Below are 24,829 nucleotides of genomic sequence, written 5' to 3'. Positions count from 1 at the left end.
GGGTGAGATTAGGCTAACCAGAAGATTAGCAAAACAATCTAATCTTGATTTGTGCCAGTTAAAAATTTCCTTTAAACTATTTGTCAGCTGTTTGAGGTGCTTTTTCATGGTGTGCAAATCAAGAAAAAATAACGCTTCAAGCAGCAGTTTGCAAATTTTTCTTCGTGTACAGAGCTACAGCGCATTACTATGTTTTTATTTAACACTGCATGTGTTACTGTTGCGGGGTAACAAGATTTATCCTGCTTTACTATGTAACGTAGACCATATTTACATAATCATCTGTCAACTTATTTTCACCAATGGTTGACTAGATTTCACAAAAAGATAATTCCCATTTTGCAGCACCTTTTATGGTTCTGTCGCAGACTATAATACCCATCGTAAATTATTTTGCGGTGTTTAGTTGCAAAGCAGTTTATGAAGGTTTTGACAGCAATTTCCATTAACCTCGCCAGGCTAGATAAATCAAGGCTTCCAGAAAATTATTTTCGTAATCTTTTTTCTAATAAACCTCTCAACCATAGGCTTTCAGAGAGTTTTTCAGCGGGAACTACTGAGGTTTTGACAAGTTGGGTTGCAGGTAATAGCTACCCTTGACAGAGTCTTTGGGTGCTCATTTGCTAAAACAATGAAACTATTCATTGTTTCTTAACGCATTCGCTATTGCCAAAATTTAACTTGGAAAAAGCACGGGGAATGCAAAGCAAGAAACTCTGTAGGATGGTTTATGATGGGTGTATAATACTCCCCTATTTTGGACCATACTTGCATTAACTAAAACTTAAGAATGATAAATCACTTTGCATTTACTGTTTTTTTCTCTACCATGTGGCAAATCAACTTAGTTTGAAGCACCTATGTTACATCCAACTTACGATATTCATAAGTCTTACGATGATAATTACAACAATGGACCGATGTGTGATTTTATCATCCCACAACGTATTCAATTAAAACCAATCAACTTATGGGGTTATCAAATAAACTCACCGATTGGCGTACCGGCCGGCCCCTTGATTAATGCTGAATATATTAAGCTATATGCCAAATTAGGTTTTGATCTACCCGTGTATAAAACCGTGCGTACAATCGAACGTAAAGCCCATCCCACACCTAACTGCTTAATGGTTAATAGCCATAAGCAATTAACTGTCAATGATATTGGTAAAAGCATTTATCCTTTCGATCAAGCCCCCCATACGCCACGTGAAATTGCTATTACTAACTCTTTTGGTATTCCGAGTAAATCGATTGAAATCTGGCAAGAAGATATTGCTAAAGCCAATGCATTTATGGCATCTGATCAGCTGATGATCGTCTCATGTGTCGGCACTCCTATACCACATCGCAACTTTATTGATGACTTTATTCTTTGTGCACAAAAAGCCGTTGAAGCAGGTGCTAAAGCAATTGAGCTTAATTACTCGTGTCCTAATGTCGTCTCTAAAGAAGGCAGTATTTATCAGGATGCTGAGCTTTCAAGTACTATCTCAAAAGCGGTAAAAAAAGCAATCAAAGATGTGCCATTAATGATAAAAATGGGTTATATCAAAGAAGAAGCTAAGGCACACGATATTATCAAAGCTAATGCACCATTTATTGATGGTATTGCTGCAATTAATACAATCTCAATGCAAGCAAGAAATAAAGATAATAGCCAAGCACTCCCAGGTGAAGGACGTTTAAATAGTGGTATTTGCGGCAGTATTATTAAAGACTTGTCACTTGAAATGACTAAGCGTATTCATAAAATACGTAAAGAGAATCACTTTGATTTTGCGCTTTGTGGCGTAGGTGGCATTGTTTGCCCTGAAGATATTGATGATTACCTAAATGCAGGCGCTGATATCGCCATGAGTGCAACAGGAGCCATGTGGAATCCACTATTGGCATATCAGTGGCAGAATATGCAAGCAATACAATAATCTTTTATCCACTACCTCATTTTTTCTTTTGCTTATTTAAACAATCCTTACATTCGATATATAGCACGGAGCTATGCTCAACGAGCTTGCCACCCAACTCCTCTACTGCCTTGATTTGTCTGGCTTCAATAACATGATCAACAAACTCCTCAACCTTGTGACATTTAACACAAATCATATGATCGTGATGATCATCCGAATCAAGCTCATATACTGCCTGCTCACGACCAAGATTCAAGCGCTGTAAAAGACCTGCGGATTCAAACTGTGCCAATACACGATAAACTGTTGCGATGCCAATATCTTCCTCATTTTGCTGTACAATTTTATAAACATCGTCAGCAGATAAATGACGCTGCTCTGACTCCTCAAAAATACGCAATATTTTCAGTCTTTGTTGCGTGATCTTTAATCCCGCCTGTTTTAAATCCTCTTTCCCTAATGACATTGCTTAAAGTACTCATTCAACACTTTGAATAAGATACATTCTAACCTGATCATTTCGATAAATGAAGCAGTCACTAATACAAAACGTTGATTTCTTACTTTTATCTTTTTAATTTTTCTATTTTTGATGCTGAGTTATCAAATTGCTAATAAGGTTATTATAAATTCTGATTTTAGATTCATATTTACTTGTGGTTTACTCTTAAAAACCTAAGTATTAACCACAGAATAAAAAAGTAATGGATCATCAAAACAACCAAACAACACCAATTTCTCAGTCTTACTTAGTATGGCTGACCGACAATATTCTTTATGGGCAAACACATCCAGTTTTTATCCAACCAACAAAAAGACTTCCTCTGTTTTAAAAACCAAAGACTTAAGCTTGCTTTTTTACATCTTGAATCATTACCATAAGTGCCATCTTTAGATAAATCGACAAGACATTTATGCTTAATTATAAAGACTTACGCGAATTTTTAGATTATTTGGAAGAAATTGGTGAGCTTAAACGTATCAAACAAGAAGTGTCTCCCTTTCTAGAAATGACTGAGATCTCATCACGTGTACTTCATCAAAAAGGGCCAGCTCTTTTATTTGAAAACCCCAAAAGTCATGATATGCCAGTATTAACCAACTTATTTGGCACTGAGAAACGCATTGCATTAGCACTTGGTGCTAATGATGTCAGTCAACTACGCGAAATTGGCAAGCTTCTAGCTTACTTAAAAGAACCTGAGCCACCAAAGGGTCTTAAAGATGCCTGGGATAAAATGCCCATTTTAAAACAGATCTTAAAAATGTCACCTAAAGTAATCAAACATGCACCCTGTCGCGAGGTGACTATTGATAAGGAGGATATTGATTTTCATCAAATGCCCATTCAAACTTGTTGGCCAAAAGATGTATCCCCTCTTATTACTTGGGGTCTAACAATTACTAATAGCATTCGTAAAGAACGTTTAAATTTAGGCATTTATCGCCAACAAGTCATTGGTAAAAATCACCTTATTATGCGCTGGCTCCATCACCGCGGTGGTGCTCTTGATTATCAAGCATGGTGCAAAGCGCATCCACAAAGACCTTTTCCGGTATGTGTGGCATTAGGAGCAGATCCCGCGACCACTTTGGGTGCGGTGACACCTGTTCCTGATACGCTCTCTGAATATGCTTTTTCCGGATTATTGCGTGGCAGAAAAACGGAGCTGACACCATCAATACTCCATGGTGAAGACATTATGGTGCCAGCACATGCTGAGATTATTCTTGAAGGCTTTATCTATCCCAATGATATTGCTGAAGAAGGCCCTTTTGGTGATCATACGGGTTATTATAATGAAGTTGAAAAGTTCCCCGTATTCACCGTTGAGAAAATCACGCATCGTAAAAACCCTATTTATCACAGCACCTACACCGGACGCCCACCGGATGAACCCGCTATTTTAGGTGTTGCCTTTAATGAAATTTTTGTTCCCATCATTCAAAAGCAATTTCCTGAGATTGTTGATTTCTATCTACCTCCTGAAGGTTGTTCATACCGCTTAGCAGTAGTTAGTATTAAGAAACAATACCCAGGACACGCTAAACGCGTAATGATGGGTGTTTGGTCTTTTTTACGTCAATTCATGTATACCAAATTCGTGATTGTTGTTGATGATGATATCAATACACGCTCGTGGGAAGATGTGATCTGGGCAATTACCACACGCATGGATCCGACAAGAGATACCACCTTGATTGATAATACACCAATTGATTATTTGGATTTTGCCTCACCAGTTGCCAGTTTAGGCTCAAAAATGGGCTTGGATGCCACCAATAAACTTCCCGGTGAAACGACACGAGAATGGGGTGAGGTTATTACCATGCGCCAAGATGTTATTGATAAAGTTGATGCAATCTGGGCAGATTTAGCACTTTGATCATTTGTCATTTTTTACGACTTTCTATCTTAAGTTTTTTTTGCTACCCTATGCAAACTTTGAGTTTACTTTAAAAACCTATGCCTATTTTTTTTCAGCGCATTTACGCGTGGTTAGTACACTTATTTACCGCTAGTGGTGCTGTTTTTTCGGTTCTTGCATTAACCAGTTCAGCACAAGCCTATGCTGCTAAATTTCTTGGCAATCATATGGATTATATTCACTATCTTAAACTCTCATTTTTGTATGTTGTCATTGCCATTTTAATTGATGCAGCTGATGGTACCCTAGCGCGTCGTGTCGATATTAAAAAACTCGCCCCCTTAGACGGTGGTCTATTAGATAATATTATTGATTTTACCAATTACGCGGTTATCCCTGCGATGTGGGTTTATATCACCGATGTCGTGCCTGATGGCTTTAAAACACTCTCGCTTATATTAATTATGCTGGCATCATGCTATCAGTTTTGTCAAATTGATGCCAAAACCAAAGACCATTTCTTTAGAGGGTTCCCTAGTTATTGGAATCTCGCGATTTATTACCTGATATATTTTCAGTTTTCAGGAATCACTAACTTCCTTATTATTGTAGCTTTGACTATTTTAACCTTTATACCAATTAAATATATCTACCCATCGCGCATGAATTATTTGAGTAAGCGTAAATCAATTATTTCATTGATGTTTATCTACACGCTCATATGGGGAGCAGCAACCATCGCATCAGCACTTATTTGGCCAGTATCAAATGCCCTTTTAACCTGGGCAATTGTTAGTTATATTTTGGTGTATTTTCTATTTAGCCTATATCGTACTTTAAAACCTTTGCACTAGCTGTATATCATTACCCATCAACCGTGCAGATTACGCTGCGTGAGTGATAGCAGTGACTTTTTCCCGCAAAAAAGTCACCAAAAAGCTCGCCCTACAAAAAAATCTATAAAATATCGCGCATGTAATATATACTCCCAGCCAATCTAAAATATCTTCTTACCCTCAAAGCACATGCTGAAACATAATCGAATCATTATTGCGTTATCAGGCGCTACCGGCATTGAATATGCAGTAAGGATGCTTAAAGTGCTAAAAGCACAAGCCATTGAAACCCATTTAATCATATCAAAACCCGCTGAGATGACACGTGAATACGAGACAAACTATCGCTCACAAGAGATCAAAACTCTAGCACACACTTGTTATGCTAATGCTGATATTGGTGCTAAGATTGCCAGTGGTTCTTATCCAACCGATGGCATGATCATCATCCCATCTTCAACCAAAACACTTGCAGAAGTTGCCAACGGCATAGGAGACTCGCTAATTGCACGTGCCGCTGATGTTGTACTCAAAGAACGACGTAAATTAATTATCTGCTTAAGAGAAACACCCTTTAGTTTGATACACATTAAAAACATGCAAAAAGCAACAATAGCAGGTGCTATTATTATGCCTCCTGTGCCTGCTTTTTATCACAAACCACAAACACTTGATGACATCATCGATGACTTTGTTTATCGTACACTCGATGTCTTTGGACTAAATTTGCCACAAATGAAACAATGGCAAGGATAAAGGGATAAAAAATGCATCAAAACCTTAAGTACTTTTATAGTGCTTTTTTCATCACGATTGTTGGCATTATCGCTGCCGTCATGCTTGAACCAACACATAAAGTCTATGCGCTTTACCTGATTTTGGTTTTGGCTCTTTTAGAGATTTCATTAAGTTTTGATAACGCTGTTGTCAATGCCAAGGTACTTACTAGAATGCCTAAAAAATGGCAAAAAATATTTATCTGGATCGGCTTACCAATCGCCGTATTTGGTATGCGTTTAATCTTTCCTATTCTTTTAGTTAGTGTGACAACCAGCTTATCGTTTATCGATGTCTTTAAGTTGGCCACCAAGGATCCAATAGCTTACCAACACGCCTTAGAGCTTGGTTTTCCAACGATTTGTGCATTTGGTGGCGGCTTTCTTATTATGGTGTTTTTGAAATTTTTTGTCGCTGAAAAACATCAATTACATTGGATCCCAGCAATTGAGAAAAATAAATTTATTAGTCTGATTCGCCACTATCCAGGTGGTTATATTATTTTTGCATTAATTATCGGCTTTATCATTATTTATAATGCAGATAGCAATCAAGCTGGTACACTGGCACTTGCCTTTTTAATGGGCTTAATGGTGCATGAAGCTTTAGGCATATTAAACCACGCCTTTGGCAGTAATATGGCTGGCAAAGTCATGCAAAATGGTTTTATGGGCTTTTTATATCTTGAGGTGTTAGATGCCTCTTTTAGCTTTGATGGTGTCATTGGTGCATTTGCCATCTCAACGAATATTTTTATTATTATGATTGGTTTAGGTATTGGTGCAATGTATGTGCGCTCTTTGACAATTTTCTTTGTTGAGCATCAAACTTTGACCAAGTTTCGCTATCTAGAGCATGGCGCACATTACGCAATTGGATTTTTGGCAATTGTGATGTTTATTAAAGTCTACACACATGTGCCAGAATGGTTAACTGGAACCGTTGGAATTGGTTTGATAATTGTGGCATTTATCCACTCAAACATCGCTAATAAACGCCCAACATAATCTACTGCTTGCCTTCGACTTACGCTCAGGCAACGTGCCCATATGGCAAGGAAGGTGGAACACCCCTATCAATGGTCTTCTGGTAAATTTTTGCTCTTATTTAGAATTTCAACAAATCGATAATATATGTAACTGATTATAATCACCTTGAATTAAGGCTTCTTTTTTCTTTCGACTCCAGCCTTGAATTTGCTTTTCTCGAGCATAAGCCTCATCAATTCGATCAAATTGTTCAACAAATACTAACTTTACTGGCAAACGCTTACGTGTATGATTTGCTCCTTGACCATTTTGATGCTCCCACAGTCTAAGCTCAACATTCTTAGTGCTCCCTGTGTAATAACTTCCATCACTACATTCAAGTATATAAACAAATGCTTGCATAAGCTTAATCCTCGTTGGCTGAGCGTAAGTCGAAGCCAAATACACTACTCCATTAACAGTGCAGCCATAAAACTCAACTAAGACTTCACCCCGTTGGCTGAGCGTAAGTCGAAGCCAAATACACTAATTTGCTAACAGCACTGTCCAAAAACAACATCAAGCTCGCGTACGGCTTTGACATCATCCACGCGTCTTACCGGTTGCGTTAGTGGTGCTTGTTTCATCCTCTCAGGATTCGTTCTCGCTAACTCTCGAATTTTAATCATTGCATCGACAAACGCATCCATTTGTTCACGTGTTTCTGTCTCAGTCGGCTCAATCAATAAACATTCCGACACCAATAAAGGAAAATACATCGTCGGTGCATGCATGTCGTGATCTAAAAGCTGCTTAGCAAAATCATTGGCGTTGACACCATAAGCTTTTTTCTCAGGTGCTAATGAGACAATAAACTCATGTGACGCACGACGATTAGGTAATGCAATGGTAAAGCCTGCCAACTTCAAACGTGCCATCATATAGTTAGCATTTAACGTAGCAATCTCTGAGGCTTTGGTTAAACCATTGCCACCTAATGTTTTAAGGTAAACATAAGCACGAATCAACACGCCAACATTCCCCATAAAGGCATGCATCGCACCAATGGTTTGCGGAATCACCTCTTTACCTTTGATGCGATAGATATCACCTTCTTTAACAATGGTTGGCACTGGCAAATATGGTAACAAGCGTTTATTCACAGCAATTGGCCCACCTCCTGGTCCACCACCACCATGAGGTGTTGCAAAGGTTTTGTGGACATTCATATGCATCACATCAAAGCCCATCTTACCCGGCTTAGCTTTACCCATAATCGCATTTAAATTTGCACCATCATAATACAAAAGCCCACCCGCCTCATGCACAAGCTTAGCCACCTGTTCGATATCACGTTCAAATACGCCCATCGTTGATGGGTTGGTTAGCATAATCCCTGCCGTATTAGGTCCTAGAACCTTCTTTAAAGCCTCAATATCAATATCCCCCGTTTTCAGTGATGTTGGAATTTCAATAACTTTGCACCCTGCCATCACCGCTGTTGCTGGATTGGTGCCATGTGCGGCATCCGGCACAATAATTTCATTGCGATGCGCTTGATTATTGGCAATATGATAGGCTCTGATCATCTTAACACCAGCAAACTCGCCTTGAGCGCCCGCACAAGGCACTAGTGATACACCATCCATGCCAGTTACTTCACTTAAGATTTCCTGCAACTCATACAACATCTCTAAAAGACCTTGTTGTGTTAGCTCATCTTGATATGGGTGAATATTTAACACTGACGGGTTAAACGCACATTTTAACGCAATACGCGGATTGTATTTCATCGTACATGAACCCAATGGATAAAACTGCGTATCAATCGAGAAATTCTTTTGTGATAGCTTGGTGAAATGACGCAATACTTCAAGCTCACCTAATTCTGGTAATAAAGGCTTGTCATCACGCAAATGTTTTTGATCAAAATAAGTCGCTTCAGAAACCGCCCATTTTTGTGAATTTGCTCTACGATTTTCTGCTGATTTTTCAAAACTAACTGTCATCGATTATACCTCTGCTGCACACATTGCAAGAACTTTTGTTAATACCTCAACATAACGATCTAAGTCGGCTTCATTATGCACTTCAGTGACACACACCAATAAGCTATTTGCCTGTTGATCATCAAACTGACCAAGATCATAACCTAATTGTACATGCTCTTTAGTTGCGAGTGTCTTAGCTTCTTTGGCTGAAATTGGTAAGTCCAATACCATTTCATACATATAGTTATGTGTAAAGCGCACCTTGACGCCGGCAATTTTTGATAATTTTTCTATCAATCGATGTATGTTTTGATGTGATTGTAATGCTACTTCTTTTAAACCAATCGCACCCATTAATGTCATATAAACCGTTGCTGCTGTTACAAGTAAGCCTTGATTTGAGCATATATTTGATGTCGCTTTCGCACGTCTGATATGCTGTTCACGCGCTTGAAGTGTTAAGCAAAAGGCTTCTTTACCATCGACATCCACCGTGCGCCCAACAATACGTCCTGGCATTTGACGAGATAACTCTTCTTTAGTGGTAATAAAACCAAAATAAGGACCACCTCCGCTTAGTGGTAAGCCTAAACTTTGACCATCTCCACAAGCAATATCAGCACCATCTTCCTCTTCCCCCCAATACCCAGGTGCTTTTAATAATCCTAATATCATCGGATTGACAAGGCCTATAACCATGACAGAGGCTTCATGTGCCCAATCGGTTATTGCATCAAACTCGGTAATCTGACCATAAAAGTTAACTTGCGGCATGATAACAGCGGCATAATCACCTACTTCAATCTCGGGTAAATCATCAATTTCAGTTTTACCAATACTTGGATTTGGCGTTAAAAACTCAAGCTCAACCCCTTGGGCATGTGTCATTGACTTAATGACATCAACATACTGCGGAAAAATTGCATCAGTAATCAGCACTTTCTTGCTCTTGATTTTCTTATTCGCACGCACTGCCATTAATACGCTTTCAGCTAAAGCTGTGGCGCCATCATACATCGACGCATTTGAAATATCCATGCCAGTTAATGATGCGATCATCGTTTGATATTCGTAAATCACTTGCAGTGTACCTTGTGAGGCTTCTGCCTGATATGGGGTATATGAAGTATAAAACTCACCACGACTAATCACATCGGTGACAATCGCCGGCGTGTAATGCTGATAAGCGCCCGCACCAATAAAGTTGGTTTGTGGAATATTTTTAGCGCACTTATCATTAAACAAACGATGCATTTGGCATTCATTTAAACCATCTGCCAAGTTTAAATGACTTTTACTCTTAATCGATTGAGGAATTTCATCAAACAAGTCTTCAACTGTTTTTGCTCCAATCGTATAAAGCATCACATTAATGTCACGCTCGGTATGCGGCACAAAAGGCATATAGGCTCCTTATATAATGATGAAAAAATAAGTTGTGCTACTTATCACCTCGCCCCTTGTGGGAGAGGTCGTGCAGCGTTAAGCTGCGCGGGTGAGGGGTAGTCAAAGTTCAACTTATTTTTTCATTAGTTACCATACCGCCCATAAACCATTTTACAGCATTTCTACCATTGAATTTTACGCCCTTTTGGGTGATTTAATTTTGGCAATAGCGAATGCGTTAAGAAACAATGAATAGTTTCATTGTTTTAGCAAATGAGCACCCAAAGACTCTGTCAAGGGTAGCTATTACCTGCAATCCAATCACCCAAAAGCATCAAAAACTTCTTCGGCACCGAACACCACAAAATGATTTACGAGCGGTATATGTTTCTATCATCTTACTTACAAGGGCGTATTCAATACGCCCCTACTTACGCTTACAAAGTTATAATCGTATTTTATCATTACAAACAAAAACGCCCGATGTCATTGCAGCTCACCGGGCGTCTTTTTAGATGCCAATGTCAAGCATCAATCTCATCTGCATATTCTTCGGCAGATAATAAATCATCTAGCTCCGTTGGATCATCCATTTTGATTTTGAACAACCAGCCTTCATCATAACATGCTTCATTAACCATTGAGGGTGAATCAACTAATGCTTCATTGACCTCAACAATTATTCCTGATACTGGTGCATAAACATCAGATGCCGCTTTAACCGACTCAACAACACAAACGTCATCACCTGCTTTAACTTCATCATCTAACTCAGGTAATTCAACAAATACAAGCTCACCTGCACTTGATTGCGCAAAATCATCAATCCCACAAACGGCAATATCACCCTCAACACGCACCCATTCATGTGACTTACTGTAGCGACACTCTTCTCTTATTTCTGCCATTTTTTTCTCCTTACCATTTATTATGTCATCATTATATTTAGTATTTAAAACCATCTCATCTTTAAAATTATTAACTCTTAAGGTACTGCCTTTTGGCATTCTTTATACACTTTCTCACCCTTACGCACAAAAGGAAATTGCACTATTTTAGCTGGGACTTGTCTGTTACGAATTTCAACAAACACATTTTCAGCCTCTTTAGGGATACGCGCTAATGCAATACTCTCAGATAAAGTAGGTGAGAAGGTACCACTTGTGATAACACCTGTCTTATTACCTCCTTCAACCACTACTTTTTGACCATGACGCAGCACCCCTCGATCCAAAAGCACCAAGCCGACAAGTTTGCTATCAATCTCAGACTTTTTAAAAAGTAATGCTTTTTTGCCAACAAAGTCACGATCATTCGTTAATGATACCGTCCACATCAAAGCTGACTCAATCGGTGTTGTTGTTTGATCCATATCTTGTGCATAAAGATTCATACCCGCCTCTAGACGCAATGTATCGCGTGCAGCTAAACCACAAGGTACAACTCCCTGCTCAGCAAGCTTATCCCAAAATGCACATACCTCTTGTTCTGGCAAAGAGATTTCATAACCATCTTCGCCTGTGTAGCCAGTGCGTGCAACCATCCATTCACCCTGTTTATACATGGTAAATGGTTTTAAATTTTTAACTTTTTCTGTAGCTAAACCAGCCAGTGCAACATCTGCTTTTTGACGTGCGGCAGGGCCTTGCACAGCAATAATCGCCAAATCATCACGCACGTGAATCTTCACATCAAAATTGCCTTTTTGCTTATTCATCCATTCAACGTCCGTTGTGCGATTACCTGCATTAATCACTAAACGAATAAAATCATCACTAAAATGATACGCAATAAGATCATCAACAATGCCCGCTTCTTCATTGAGCATACAAGAATACAACGCCTTACCTTGCAGTATTTTATTAATATCATTTGCTAATAAAAATCGAATAAAAGCTTTCGCATCTTTGCCTATGATATCAACCGTTAACATGTGACTGACATCAAACATACCTGCATTTTTACGTACTGCATGGTGCTCTTCAATCACACCTTGATATTGAATAGGCATATCCCAGCCAGCAAAGTCAACCATTTTTGCATTATGTTGTAAATGCTTTTCATATAAAGGTGTTCTTAATCCCATTATTGACCTCATTATAGCTTTTTGTCGCTTTATCCTCTTATATCGAGGGCTCATTATAGCCAAAAGAAAATAGTGAATAAATCGCTAATTGGCAGAAATTTACAGAATTCAAACTCCCCCTCACCCGTGCAGCTTAAGCTGCACGACCTCTCCCGCAAGGGGAGAGGTGTTAGCTAATGCAGTTTATTACTTAAGATGCAATGAGCACTTCAAGAAGGATATTTAATCGTAGCTGTTTTATCAGCTATGACCATATTGTTTACTTCACTGGGCAAATACGCTAAGGTAGCTGCCAATTTTATTATAAGTATATTTTACTTTGACGATGATTCATTGGTTTCCAGGACACATGCATAAAGCAACTAAAGAGCTTATGAAGCTTATGCCACAAATTGATATTGCCATTGAAGTGGTTGACGCACGCGCACCTGAAGCAAGTGCTAATCCAGTATTACATAAAGCAGCAAAAACCAAACCTATTATCAAGATTCTCTCTAAATCTGATCTCGCTGACCCTAAAATCACCAAACAATGGCTTCAATTTTATAATGGTAAAGCGATTGCTTTAGATATTGCACGCGATAAAAAAAGTGCACAAAAAATTATTCAGCTATGCAAAAAACAACTGCCAAATCGAGGTACGGTGCTAAAGCCAATACGTGCTGTTGTTTTTGGTATTCCTAATGTCGGTAAATCAACCCTCATTAATAGCCTTGCTAAACGTAAAATTGCACAAACGGGGAATGAACCCGCTGTGACCAAAAAACAACAAAAAATCGAGATTGAAAAACATTTCTATCTTAATGACACTCCTGGGATTATGTTCCCAAGCCCTAAAGATGAAGGATGTGGCTTTAAACTTGCTACTATTGGTTCAATTCGTGATACGGCAATGGATTACCCAACAACCACCTATTTTATGCTGCAATTGTTAAAAGAGGATTACCCAGGTGTATTAAACTCGCGCTATAAAATCACTGAAGACTCTGAGGATTTAGAGCAAATGCTTACAGAGATTGGGCAAACACTAGGACAGCAACATATACACCATATTGCCGAGAAGCTTATTCAAGACTTCCGCCAAGGCAGGATGGGGAAAATAACACTGGAGACACCTGGAAATTATTTAAAATTTCAGGTAGCTGAAGATATTGAAAAAGATATCTAGTTTAATTTTTTTTAATGACAGAAGCCTCACCTGAGGAAAATACACGTTCACTATCCCCAGTTTTAAGTTTAAGCTGACCTAGCGCATTGACACCATTGGCAATACCAGTAATCACTTCTTTATTTAAAATATTTAAACCAATGGTTTTCCCTTTTAAATAATCATACTTAGTATATTCATCAATAAAAACACTAAAATCATTATTTTCAAATCGTTGTAAGCTTGAGATTAATTCATTACTGAGGTTAATGGCTAATTCATTGCGATCAATATATTGGTTCAATTCATTTGCTAATGACGTCCAATCCTGTGTTATATCGTCCCTTTGCTGCATATTAACATTAACGCCGATACCAATTACAATCTGGCTTTGTGCATTTGACTCAGCTTTCACTTCGATCAATATACCTGAAAGTTTTTTGGCATTAATATAAATATCATTTGGCCACTTGATTTTAATATCCAACATTGGGTATTCGTGTGCAAAGGTTTTGGCAACACTAACAGCCACTGCCAAACTCAAACCTGATAATTCACTTAACTCTTTTTGCAAACTTACTTTTAATGAGTAATATAGATTCTCAGCGAAAGGTGAGCGCCAAACGCGATCAAACCTCCCTTTACCTTGGCGCTGCTCTTCAGCCATACAAATATGATAATCACTTTTAAGTGCCGTATTTTGTAGGTAAGTATTTGTTGAATCAATACTTGGATAACAATCAACTATTACATTTTTAGTTTTAATCCTTGATAAAATCTTTGCTTGATCAAGCATAATAAGTGGTGATTGCAACTTATAACCGTGAACGCGATGCGACTCAATCGCCACATCATGATCATTTTGCAGCTTTTGAATTGCTTTCCATACGGCAGCACGCGTAATCCCAAGCGCATTACCAATGGTAGTGCCATCAATATAGGTCTCATGACTTAGTTGCTTTAAAATCTCTAAAGTTGTTGTATTCAATTATACCTCCTAGGTTACGTCTGATTATTTATCAGACCATACACAACTTTTCATCATAACTCAACTTTAAAACCAGATGTTTCTAAATAGCATGTTTGTTACTTATAATCTTCTAGGAACAGTAATTGCTGACAGGCTCATCAGAAAGTGATGCCATGTATCTTGTCACAAGGAGGTATTTTCAGTAAGCTCAAATGACAGGAAGATTCGACGTGTAACGAGTCAAACTAAATTGCCTGATATCACGTTGAGTATAGCCTAAGTTGATATCAATACTTGCAAATGATCTTTTTGTGTTATGATACGAAAACCAAATGATTAATATCTCAATTTATGTCATGAAAAATTTACGCAAAAAGATATTTATTATTGCTATGATAACTATGTTGTGTGCCTGTGACTCAATGGCGAAATATCAACTAGCAGAGTCAGAAGCCTACTCAGGTAATACTGCCTATGTTGTTGATGATGATTACCACCATAGGCATAGACATCACCATCACCATCACCATAAACATAGTGGTGAATGGGAATGTATTAATGTCGGAACTGAGCAAAAATGTGGTTATCACTGTGTGACAGATGGCGGTTTAACAGGCGCATGCGCTCCTAAAAAAAATATGCAATGTATAGCAAAATTTGGTGCTGGTGCTGCATGTGGTTATGGTTGTGTATCTAATGATTTTCAAGTTAAATGTGCTTCTTATAGAAAAGATTCTTGCCATGTTGATAACTACAATAAAATAATATGTGGCCGTCATTGCATTAAAGATAATTTTGGTAACTATTCCTGTCAGGAATAACTAGGTATAAGAAATATTCGACATCAATACTACTTACATCAACCTTTTTCTCTAGCTAATCTATTCCCTTACCAGCACCAGTAACTAACGCCGTATGCCCCAAGAGCAAGTCATTTGAATAATAAGACATATTCATCTTCAACAATCGTTTTACTTCTTCTTAGGTGCATAAATATCAGTTGCAGTACCTTCGTAGACTTCTGTTGCCATCATCAACGTTTCAGATAAGGTTGGATGCGGATGAATTGTCAATGAGATATCTTCTGCATCACAGCCCATTTCAATTGCTAATGATGCTTCAGCAATTAATTCACCGGCATTTGGGCCAACAATACCCGCACCAATAATCACATGATTTTCATCATAAAGGACTTTAGTCATCCCTTCATTGCGACCAATACTAAGAGATCTGCCACTTGCTGCCCATGGAAATACACCTTTATCATACTTGATACCTTTTTCTTTAGCTTCTTTTTCAGTCACACCAACCCATGCTACTTCAGGGTCGGTATAAGCAACCGCTGGGATGCATTTTGGTTCAAAATAGTGCTTCATGCCCGAGATCACTTCAGCAGCAATACGCCCTTCAGGGACTGCTTTATGTGCAAGCATCGGCTGACCAACAACATCACCAATCGCATAAATATGTGGCACATTTGTTTTTAACTGATTATTAACAGCGATAAAGCCACGCTCATCAACGTTGACCCCTGCTTTCTCAGCATCGATTAATTTACCATTTGGTGTACGTCCTACTGCTAACAGAATACGATCAAAGCGCTCATTTTCAGCAGCTTTTTTGCCTTCCATTGAGACATAAAGACCATCTTTTTTAGCTTCAACTTTAGTCACTTTAGTCTCAAGACGAATATCATAACGCTTAGACATCATTTTCTCATAAGGCTTAACGATATCTTTGTCAGCAACACCCATTAATTGATCCATAAACTCAACAACGGTAATTTCAGTACCTAACTCACTGTAAACTTGCGCCATCTCAAGACCAATGATTCCACCACCAATGACTAACATTTTCTTAGGCACTTCCTTCATTTCTAGTGCGCCTGTTGAGTCAATAATACGTGGATCTTCTGGAATAAATGGTAATTTGATTGAGCTAGAACCAACTGCAATAATCGCATTTTCAAAAGTAATCGTTTTGATACCATCTTTTGTTTCAACGGCGATTTCATTGGCTTTAGTAAACTTACCATAGCCTTGCACGATCTCAACTTTACGTTGTTTTGCTAGGCCTTTTAAACCGCCAGTTAATTGACTGACAATTTTATCTTTATAACTCAAAATTTTATCTTTATTGAAAGTTAAGTTATCAAAACTAATCAAGCCATCTTTTTCTAAATGGCGCGCTTCATTGATGACTTTAGCAACATGCAAAAGGGCTTTTGATGGAATACATCCAACATTTAAACACACACCTCCAATCGAGTCATAACGCTCGATAAGAGTAACTTTTTTGCCTAAATCTGCTGCACGAAATGCCGCACTATAACCACCAGGCCCACTACCTAAGACAACGACTTCTGTTTTAATATTGTTTACATCACTCATTTTTTTACCCTTTAGTTTATAAAAGTATTTCTCTTAAATCTGCCAAAATGCCGCAATAGCGTGTTAGAAACTGTGCTGCTAATGCGCCATCAATCACGCGATGATCTGTTGATAATGACAATGGCAACATTGTTCTAGGCGCAAATTCTTTCCCATTCCATACCGGTTTAATTGCTGCCTTTGACACACCCATAATCGCCACTTCAGGCATATTAATAATCGGGGTAAATGCTGTTGTACCCAAAACACCTAGACTTGAAATTGTAAATGTCGCACCTTGCATATCGTCAGGCTTTAACTTACCATCACGCCCTTTTTTAACCAGCTCCATAATCTCACGTGAAATCTCAAAGATCCCTTTTTGATCCGCATCTTTAATCACAGGCACCACAAGACCCTTTGGTGTATCTGCCGCAAAGCCAATATTAAAGTATTTCTTGACAATCAAGCTCTCACCATCATTTGATAATGAGCTATTAAACCGTGGGTATTCTTTCAGTGCCACCGCAGCTGCTTTGATCAAAAATGACAATGGGGTTACTTTAACACCTGCTTTTTCGGCAGCTGGCTTTTTCGCATTTCTAAATACCTCAAGATCGGTAATATCAGCATCATCATAAAAAGTTACATGTGGGATCTTAACCCAGTTACGCGCTAAATTCTTAGCGCTGAGCTTATTAATGCGTGATAGACTTTCGACTTCAATCTCACCAAACTTAGCAAAATCAACCTGTGGATCAGGTAACAAATCTAAGCCACTACCACTTGATACATTACCTGACTGGACGGCTTGCACAGCTTTTTTGATATAATTTTCGCAATCTCCTTTGGTAATACGCCCTTTACGCCCTGTCGCAATAACACGTGTTAAATCAACACCTAAGATACGTGCTAAGCGGCGTACAGCAGGAGATGCATGTGCATTGGTATTATGCACTTTATCTGCTTCAATAGCTGTCACTTGTTGCGACGTTGGTTCTGAAAAAGACACTATATCTGCTTCTTTGACCTCTGGTTGTTTTGGTGCTACTGCTGAGGCTGCAACACCAGCAACCTCAAGGGTTAATACTAAATCTCCTTGCGAGACTTTATCACCAACTTTAATCTTAACATCAACAACTTTACCACCTTCGGGTGCTGGAATTTCCATTGATGCTTTATCAGTTTCAAGTGTTGCTAGTGAGTCCTCGGCACTGATATCATCACCCGGCTTAACATTTATTTCAATAACATCAACACCTTTATAATCACCAATATCAGGAACTGTCACATCAATAACTTGTGTGCTTTGTGTTTGCTGTGATGCAACTTCTGGCGCTGCTGACTTAACTGGTTGAGCTACTTCAGATGAAGCAGCTGCATCGCTCTCTAAAGATAACACCAATGAACCTTCAGAGACTTTATCACCTACTTTGACATTAATCTCTTTAACAACACCTGCAAAGGGAGCAGGAACTTCCATTGACGCTTTGTCTGTTTCTAGAGTAACTAATGAGTCTTCTGCCTCAATTACATCACCTACTTTGACGTTCACCTCAATTACATCAACATCTTTATAGTCACCGATATCTGGTACTGTGACTTTTTGTATTGCCATGCAATTTTCCTCTTGTTTTTAATTTAACTTTAAAACACTTTTTATGCTTTTTGGGGTGTATTCAATACTCTTTTGGACGTATGCAATACGCCACTACTCTTAGTTGCTTACTGGGTCAAGACGCTCAGGATCAATATTGTATTTCTTAATCGCCTCTTTAACTACTTTGGCAGTTACAGCACCTTCGCGCAATAAGCCTGTTAAGGCTGCAACAGCCACATGATAACGATCCACTTCAAAGAAGCTCCTTAAGTTCTCACGCGAATCAGAGCGACCAAAGCCATCGGTACCCAACGTAATGTAATTCGTAGGCATAAATTCACGCAACTGTTCCGTGTAGAGCTTAATATAATCAGTTGATGCAATCACAGGACCCGTGCGATCTTTCAAGCATTTCTCGATATGCGTTTCTTGTGCTTTTTGATCAGGATGCAGCATATTCCAACGCGCTACTTTACGACTGTCACGATAAAGTTCATTCGCTGAAGTCATACTCCAAACATCACTGGTCACACCAAAATCTTTTTCTAATAATTCAGCTGCTGCTTCCACTTCACGCAAAATAGTACCAGAACCCATTAATTGCACATGCTTCTTAGTATCGGCTTTTTGGGCACCTTTCAATAAATATAAGCCTTTGATTATACCCTCTTCAGAACCTTCAGGCATAGCACCATGCACATAGTTTTCATTCATCACAGTGATATAATAGAAAACCTGCTCGCCCTCAACATACATGCGACGCATACCATCCCATAGAATAACTGCAAGCTCATAAGCATAAGTTGGGTCATAAGAGATGCATGATGGAATAATACCCGCTTGTATATGACTATGCCCATCCTCATGTTGGAGCCCTTCACCATTTAACGTTGTACGCCCTGAAGTTCCACCTAATAAAAAGCCTTTAGCATGTGAATCACCTGCCAACCACGCAAGATCTCCAATCCGTTGGAAACCAAACATTGAATAATAAATATAAAACGGAATCATTGGCACACGATGGACACTATAGGAAGTTGCCACAGCTAACCATGAGCAAAAGCCACCGGCTTCATTGATACCATCTTGAATGATTTGGCCATTAATTGATTCTTTGTAATACATTACTTGCGCCTTATCTTCTGGCACATATTGCTGACCACGATGGTTATAAATCCCCAATTGACGGAATAAACCTTCCATACCAAAAGTACGTGATTCATCCACTGTTACCGGTACTAAATGATCTTTTAGTTCTTTATGGCGCGTTAAATTAACAAACATACGTACAAATGCCGTTGTGGTTGAAAATTCACGGTCTCCACTGGCTTCTAAGAATAACTGACCAAATTCCTGATAACTTGGAATTGGCAAGGCAGTATTATTTTCAAAGCGCGCAGGGGCGTAACCATCTAATGCTTTGCGTTGCCCATGCAGATAAGCATGCTCTTTAGAGCCTTCTTTAAATTTCACAAACTCCATCTTTTCAACTTGTTCATCCGTCGCTGGCACATCAAAGCGATCACGAATATATTTTAATGCTTCGGTATCTAGCTTCTTAACATTATGCGCAATATTCTTAGACTCACCCCATTCACCTAAACCATAACCTTTAATGGTCATCGGTAAAATAACTGTTGGCTTACCTGTTTTATTATTTACCGCACGTTGATAGGCGGCATATACCTTAACCGGATCATGCCCACCACGCATTAGATTTTGTACATCTTCATCGGTGTAACCTTTGCCCATTTCTTCTAGATCAGGATCACCACCAAAAATAGTCTGGCGCAAATCTTGCCCACCATGAGAACGTGCAAACTGCATCTGACCATCATTCATTTGCGCTAGCCGTTGTTGTAATTTGCCATTTTTATCTTTGGCAAATAAAGACTCCCAATTACTGCCCCATAGCACCTTAATGACATTCCAACCGGCCCCTGTGAAGATTTGTGCAAACTCTTCAACAATCTTGCCATTGCCATCGACAAGACCATCTAAGCGCTGAAGATTACAGTTAATGACAAAAATCAGATTATCTAAACCCTCACGTGCTGCGCGATTAATCGCACCTAATGATTCAGGCTCATCCATTTCGCCATCACCACAAAACGCCCATACACGACGATTACTGGTTTCAGCTAGTTTACGTGCTTCTAAATACTTCATAAAGCGTGCTTGATAAATAGCTTGCAAGGGACCTAACCCCATCGAAACGGTTGGAAACTGCCAATATGTTGGTTGCAAATACGGATGTGGATAAGAAGATAAGCCTTTGTCACCATTAAATGCTTGTTGGCGGAAATTCTTTAACTGCTCTTCAGTTAGGCGCCCTTCAAGATAAGAACGCGCATAAATTACAGGTGTTGTATGCCCTTGGTAAAATACTAAGTCCCCTGCTTTTGTTTCACTTGGTGCGTGAAAGAAATGATTAAAGCCAACTTCATATAGTGTCATAATCGATGCACCTGAGCCAATATGACCACCCAATGTACCATCTTTTTTGTTGGCCTTAGCAACCATAACTGCAGCATTCCAGCGATTAAGATTTTCAATCTTTTTCTCAATTTCTAAATCACCTGGATAAGCTGGTTGATCAGCTACCTTAATTGTATTCATAAACGAAATACTTTTAGCAGGCGCATACACGCTATCAATGCCAATTTCACTGCTGCGATCTAATAAACGATTCATTAAAAAACTAGCGCGCTCAATACCCTCACGTGCTACAACATCTTCTAGAGCCTCCAACCACTCTTGCGTTTCTGTTGTATCAATATCATGAAACCTTTCCGACATATTTGCCTCCATAGAAAGTTAAAACTTAAAAAGTTAAGTACTAATAAATGGCCACAATTATAAACATAAGACTTCTGAAAATATAGACGAATTAGCACTTTAGCAAAAAAGCTTAAGTGATCTGTTTAAAACGCAATCATAAAGTAATATCTTTTGCTCTAACCTCTTTGAAAAAGAGTGCAATCACAAAAGATAGTAACATTAAAACAGGGATTAAAATCATCATATATTGATAGGCTTGATGAAGCCCGTGCGACCCTCTCAAAAGCTGCAACAAGAAACCAGATAATGGCTGCAATAATGCACCACTTAATGGTATGAATAAGTTAATAAAAGCAATACCAACACCCAATTGCTTATCACTCACATGCCCTTTAATCATCGAAAAATTAAGCACATGTCCACTTTGCACTGTACCAAATAAAAAGCATAGTAGATAAATAAGGTATACATTTAAATCAACATAAATCAGTAATAGTACAACAACAAAACCAATAATTGGCGCCCATACCAAAAAAATCTTGTCCTTATTGATAATTGTCGCCAACGTCCCCCAAACTGGACTTGAAATAGCAACCGAAATAAAAATCAAACTGCATGCAAATGCAGCTTGTGCTTCAGTAATGTGATGAACACTACTTAAGTAGCTAATTCCCCATAAATCAGCAAAAATAACCGTTGTACCGTAAATCGTAAAGCAATACAGTCCGTTATATAACAATTGCTTATTTTTAAGCATTTTTAACATCGATACTAATTGCAACCATAAACTTGCCTGATGCACAAAGTGCTGCTGTTTATCCATTGTTGGATGTTTTCGCATAAATAACAAGCTTGCTAAAAATAGAATTAAACTAATTGTTGTTACAATAAGAAAAATACTTGAAATACGATAATGCCCTAACAACATTACAAGTGGTAAAGCTGACATTGCCCCACCGGCATAACAGCAAAATTGAGTCAGCCCAACAAACATTGAAAACAATCGATCTGGCAACCACAATGAAATTGCTTTTAATGCACAAATAAAAGCAAACCCGCCGGCAAATCCAGCGATTACACGAGCTAAGATCATCACAATGGAATTATGACTTAATGAGAACATAAGCATTGCCACGGTAAATAAAAAAGTACTACAAACCATAATGCGTTTAACGCCAAATCGATCTACCAATAAACCTGCTGGAATCTGTGAGATTACATAAGACAAATAAAAGGCTGAGCCTAAAATGGCAATCGTCGATGAATTAAAACCATAATCTTCACGTAGCGACAATGCCAAAGCATTTGTTGATGAACGTACAAAATATTCAAAACCATAAAAAAACGCACAAATACTCCAAATAAAAAGTCCAAGTGCGGTTAGCTTTTTGAACGTGTTATTTACTGCATTAGAATGATCAGAATGCACTTTTCCTCCTTCTGAACTTTTAAAGAATAAAATGATATACTTTCGTGAAATTACCCATATTTACAATCCATAGTAATGTTGTTTTATTTGGCTTAATCTCAACGTTTGTGGTTTTTAACCCAATATCAACAGCATATTTACCTTGTTGGTATTGCTGTTCAAATAGCTGGATATTATTAGGTAACAACAGCCAACTACGTTCATCTGCTTGTGCAGTTATAAAACTATAAATTGAACCTGCTAACAACCCCCAGCCACCAGCTTGGTTACTTGCCTCATAAGTCGCTAGTGACTTTACGATCAAGCGAATCACTTCACGGGTAATAATTGCAGGATATTCTTCAGTTAATGATTTCATTGCCATTTGTGTGGTGTTTACCAACAGCGCAGTCTGCCCTTTATCAATAATTTCCTTATCTTGAGTAATATATAAATCCTTTGGTGGCAACAAAGTGTATTTTGATGGATAATAAGCCACCGCAATCTCTTGTAAACCAAGCTTACCTAAAAATAATGGTAGCTTAAATGCTTCTCGTGGTGTCACAAAACCTTGCTCGTAGAACACAACCAAACGCCCTTTACCAATCTCATAAGCATTACCTCCATTAAAGCCACGTTCAATCTCTGCATAAGTACGTAAAATATAAGGATTATCAGGCAAAAGTCTTTTAGCATCTTTGATTGAAACAAAAGCATTATTGTAATTATCATCAAACGCTTGATATAAAATACTTGACAAATAATAACCAAAGCCATTTTCATAGGCGTTACTGGCATCTTTCACCGCACTAAACATCTGATTAATTTCAGTTGATTTATTAAGCCCTAAATTATCTTGATCGACACCTGCTTTACTCATCTCTTTTTGATACTTATTTTGCAAGTCACCTGCCATTAATTTTTGCTGATATGTCCAGTATTGGGCGTTACTTAATTGACGAATAGCAACTAACGCACCACTTAAGTTATTCTCAGATAAGTAATTTAACGCCTGATATGGATATAAAAATGTCATGGCATAATCGGATGTTGAAAATGGCAACTCACGATCATTGGTTAGAACCGCACCCATATTTTCAAGCACTTTAGATACTTGGACCTTCGCTGCCATCTTACTGGTTACAACGGTTTGAATAACTGCTTGATAATCTTTTTTGGACTCGGCTACATTACCATTTAATTGTGCTAAACGCGCCCGCTCTAGTAAATATAAATTATCTTTTGTTGGCTTATCACCAAACGCATCGACAAATGCTTTTTGTGCTTGAGATATACTCCCACTTGCAACATCCGCTTTAACCTGCTTCATCTTATTGGGATATGAAGCAGAAAAAGTCGCGCACCCTGAAAGCATTAATGTGCTAGCACACCATAAACTTCGTGTGCTTTTTTTAAATATTTCACCCATTCTTTTAATCCAAATCACTACTTTATAGGATAAAGCTCACCGCCCTTAACAGTTAATATCGTCTTGAGATATTCTTAGAGTGATTTACTTTTACTGTGGCAACCACAGCCTTAATTAACTGTTATTGTTGGAGCTACCAACCAAAAGAACTACGTTTTTGTACTTTACGAATTTGTTTTTGATCTTGCCAAATGATAATCCCTGTTTTTAGATCAATCATCTTTAACGTAATCAAATAGAATAATGATTGCTGATTACTATTTATCGATTGCATATCAGCAATGCTGCCATAAATCATATAGCGCGCACCGATTTGTTGCCCCATCTTTGTTGCTGTTGCCTGATCAACCATGCCCGACTGAGACTGATACTCCATCTGCTTTTTCATTTGCTTAACTTGAGCCATATCGGTAAATCTGAACTTGCCACTATTGATAATCTCTGTCGAAACCGTGTTTGCTAGCATACCTGTATTAATGTGCTCTGCTGTTTCATTTCTAATTGTGCTAAAAAATACAACTGGTTTCTTGCCACCTGCTGTAATATCTGCAACATCCTGAGAAGCCAACATGCCGCCAACCATTTTTTGCGTTGTGGTTTGTAAGTCTGTTGAGTTGAAATTGATGGATGTTGTATCTACCCCTTGCGGGTCAACATAACTCACATTTCCTGAACTAGCGCAACCTGCAAGCAACCCAACTGATAACAGGGCTGGTAACAGATAAACTGGCTTTATCTTCATCGTTTTTTTCATATTCATTGTATTGACTCCATAGTTTTATTTTTTGACTATTTAGCTTAT

At 38.4% G+C, this 24,829-nt stretch carries 20 protein-coding genes; 7 read left to right on the top strand and 13 right to left on the bottom strand.

The features are described 5' to 3' along the window. The first annotated feature begins 860 nt into the window (after window positions 1-860). Window positions 861-1,928: a beta/alpha barrel domain-containing protein gene (locus DNK85_RS01755; protein ID WP_119327862.1), complete on the top strand. Its 1,068-nt coding sequence runs from the start codon at window positions 861-863 to the stop codon at window positions 1,926-1,928. Window positions 1,929-1,944: 16 nt separating this feature from the next. Here DNK85_RS01755 and fur read toward each other — a convergent pair whose 3' ends face one another. Then, window positions 1,945-2,376 (bottom strand): ferric iron uptake transcriptional regulator, encoded by a 432-nt coding sequence (gene fur / locus DNK85_RS01750; protein WP_119327861.1) that lies wholly within the window; start codon window positions 2,374-2,376, stop codon window positions 1,945-1,947. 448 nt (window positions 2,377-2,824) lie between these two features. On the opposite strand from fur, the gene ubiD reads away from it, so the two are divergent. The 4 genes from ubiD (at window position 2,825) to DNK85_RS01730 (ending at window position 6,899) form a co-directional block, all read left to right on the top strand. Beyond that, window positions 2,825-4,297, top strand: coding sequence for a 4-hydroxy-3-polyprenylbenzoate decarboxylase (ubiD, locus tag DNK85_RS01745; protein WP_119327860.1), 1,473 nt, complete (start codon window positions 2,825-2,827; stop codon window positions 4,295-4,297). An 80-nt stretch (window positions 4,298-4,377) separates the two neighbouring features. Next, on the top strand, window positions 4,378-5,133 hold the full coding sequence (locus tag DNK85_RS01740; protein ID WP_119327859.1) for a CDP-alcohol phosphatidyltransferase family protein: 756 nt from the start codon (window positions 4,378-4,380) through the stop codon (window positions 5,131-5,133). A gap of 171 nt (window positions 5,134-5,304) precedes the next feature. After that, complete coding sequence (locus DNK85_RS01735; protein ID WP_119327858.1) at window positions 5,305-5,871, top strand: UbiX family flavin prenyltransferase; 567 nt, start codon at window positions 5,305-5,307, stop codon at window positions 5,869-5,871. An 11-nt stretch (window positions 5,872-5,882) separates the two neighbouring features. Then, window positions 5,883-6,899: a DUF475 domain-containing protein gene (locus DNK85_RS01730; RefSeq protein WP_119327857.1), complete on the top strand. Its 1,017-nt coding sequence runs from the start codon at window positions 5,883-5,885 to the stop codon at window positions 6,897-6,899. Between the two features lie 108 nt (window positions 6,900-7,007). Here DNK85_RS01730 and DNK85_RS01725 read toward each other — a convergent pair whose 3' ends face one another. From DNK85_RS01725 to gcvT, 5 genes are all read right to left on the bottom strand, one after another. Further along, window positions 7,008-7,283: a GIY-YIG nuclease family protein gene (locus tag DNK85_RS01725; protein WP_119327856.1), complete on the bottom strand. Its 276-nt coding sequence runs from the start codon at window positions 7,281-7,283 to the stop codon at window positions 7,008-7,010. Between the two features lie 131 nt (window positions 7,284-7,414). Next, window positions 7,415-8,869, bottom strand: coding sequence for an aminomethyl-transferring glycine dehydrogenase subunit GcvPB (gene gcvPB, locus DNK85_RS01720; RefSeq protein ID WP_119327855.1), 1,455 nt, complete (start codon window positions 8,867-8,869; stop codon window positions 7,415-7,417). Window positions 8,870-8,872: 3 nt separating this feature from the next. Beyond that, window positions 8,873-10,255, bottom strand: coding sequence for an aminomethyl-transferring glycine dehydrogenase subunit GcvPA (gene gcvPA, locus DNK85_RS01715; protein WP_119327854.1), 1,383 nt, complete (start codon window positions 10,253-10,255; stop codon window positions 8,873-8,875). A gap of 506 nt (window positions 10,256-10,761) precedes the next feature. Beyond that, window positions 10,762-11,145, bottom strand: a complete 384-nt coding sequence (gene gcvH, locus DNK85_RS01710; protein WP_119327864.1) for a glycine cleavage system protein GcvH — start codon at window positions 11,143-11,145, stop codon at window positions 10,762-10,764. Between the two features lie 77 nt (window positions 11,146-11,222). Further along, entirely contained in the window at window positions 11,223-12,323 is a 1,101-nt protein-coding gene (gene gcvT / locus DNK85_RS01705; RefSeq protein ID WP_119327853.1) for a glycine cleavage system aminomethyltransferase GcvT, read from the bottom strand. A gap of 325 nt (window positions 12,324-12,648) precedes the next feature. Between gcvT and ylqF the strand changes: the two genes are divergently transcribed. Further along, window positions 12,649-13,491, top strand: coding sequence for a ribosome biogenesis GTPase YlqF (gene ylqF / locus DNK85_RS01700; protein WP_119327852.1), 843 nt, complete (start codon window positions 12,649-12,651; stop codon window positions 13,489-13,491). A 1-nt stretch (window position 13,492) separates the two neighbouring features. Here ylqF and DNK85_RS01695 read toward each other — a convergent pair whose 3' ends face one another. Next, the gene (locus DNK85_RS01695) at window positions 13,493-14,458 is read right to left on the bottom strand and encodes a biotin--[acetyl-CoA-carboxylase] ligase (protein ID WP_119327851.1); all 966 of its coding nucleotides are present in this window, start codon (window positions 14,456-14,458) and stop codon (window positions 13,493-13,495) included. A 314-nt stretch (window positions 14,459-14,772) separates the two neighbouring features. On the opposite strand from DNK85_RS01695, the gene DNK85_RS01690 reads away from it, so the two are divergent. Further along, on the top strand, window positions 14,773-15,261 hold the full coding sequence (locus DNK85_RS01690; protein WP_119327850.1) for a hypothetical protein: 489 nt from the start codon (window positions 14,773-14,775) through the stop codon (window positions 15,259-15,261). Window positions 15,262-15,411: 150 nt separating this feature from the next. Here DNK85_RS01690 and lpdA read toward each other — a convergent pair whose 3' ends face one another. From lpdA to lpoB, 6 genes are all read right to left on the bottom strand, one after another. Then, complete coding sequence (gene lpdA, locus DNK85_RS01685) at window positions 15,412-16,830, bottom strand: dihydrolipoyl dehydrogenase (RefSeq protein WP_119327849.1); 1,419 nt, start codon at window positions 16,828-16,830, stop codon at window positions 15,412-15,414. Between the two features lie 16 nt (window positions 16,831-16,846). Beyond that, window positions 16,847-18,427 carry a dihydrolipoyllysine-residue acetyltransferase gene (aceF, locus tag DNK85_RS01680; protein WP_119327848.1) on the bottom strand — a complete coding sequence of 527 codons (1,581 nt, stop codon included), beginning with the start codon at window positions 18,425-18,427 and terminating at the stop codon, window positions 16,847-16,849. Window positions 18,428-18,526: 99 nt separating this feature from the next. After that, entirely contained in the window at window positions 18,527-21,208 is a 2,682-nt protein-coding gene (gene aceE / locus DNK85_RS01675) for a pyruvate dehydrogenase (acetyl-transferring), homodimeric type (protein ID WP_119327847.1), read from the bottom strand. Window positions 21,209-21,344: 136 nt separating this feature from the next. After that, window positions 21,345-22,619 (bottom strand): MFS transporter, encoded by a 1,275-nt coding sequence (locus DNK85_RS01670; protein WP_119327846.1) that lies wholly within the window; start codon window positions 22,617-22,619, stop codon window positions 21,345-21,347. A gap of 19 nt (window positions 22,620-22,638) precedes the next feature. Further along, entirely contained in the window at window positions 22,639-24,027 is a 1,389-nt protein-coding gene (locus tag DNK85_RS01665; protein ID WP_119327845.1) for a COG3014 family protein, read from the bottom strand. Between the two features lie 133 nt (window positions 24,028-24,160). Next, window positions 24,161-24,781, bottom strand: a complete 621-nt coding sequence (gene lpoB / locus DNK85_RS01660; RefSeq protein ID WP_328587283.1) for a penicillin-binding protein activator LpoB — start codon at window positions 24,779-24,781, stop codon at window positions 24,161-24,163. Window positions 24,782-24,829: the final 48 nt, after the last annotated feature.

It is taken from the genome of Cysteiniphilum halobium, assembly GCF_003574425.1.
Taxonomy (GTDB): domain Bacteria; phylum Pseudomonadota; class Gammaproteobacteria; order Francisellales; family Francisellaceae; genus Caedibacter; species Caedibacter halobius.
This window is presented reverse-complemented; position numbering and strand designations above follow the sequence as displayed.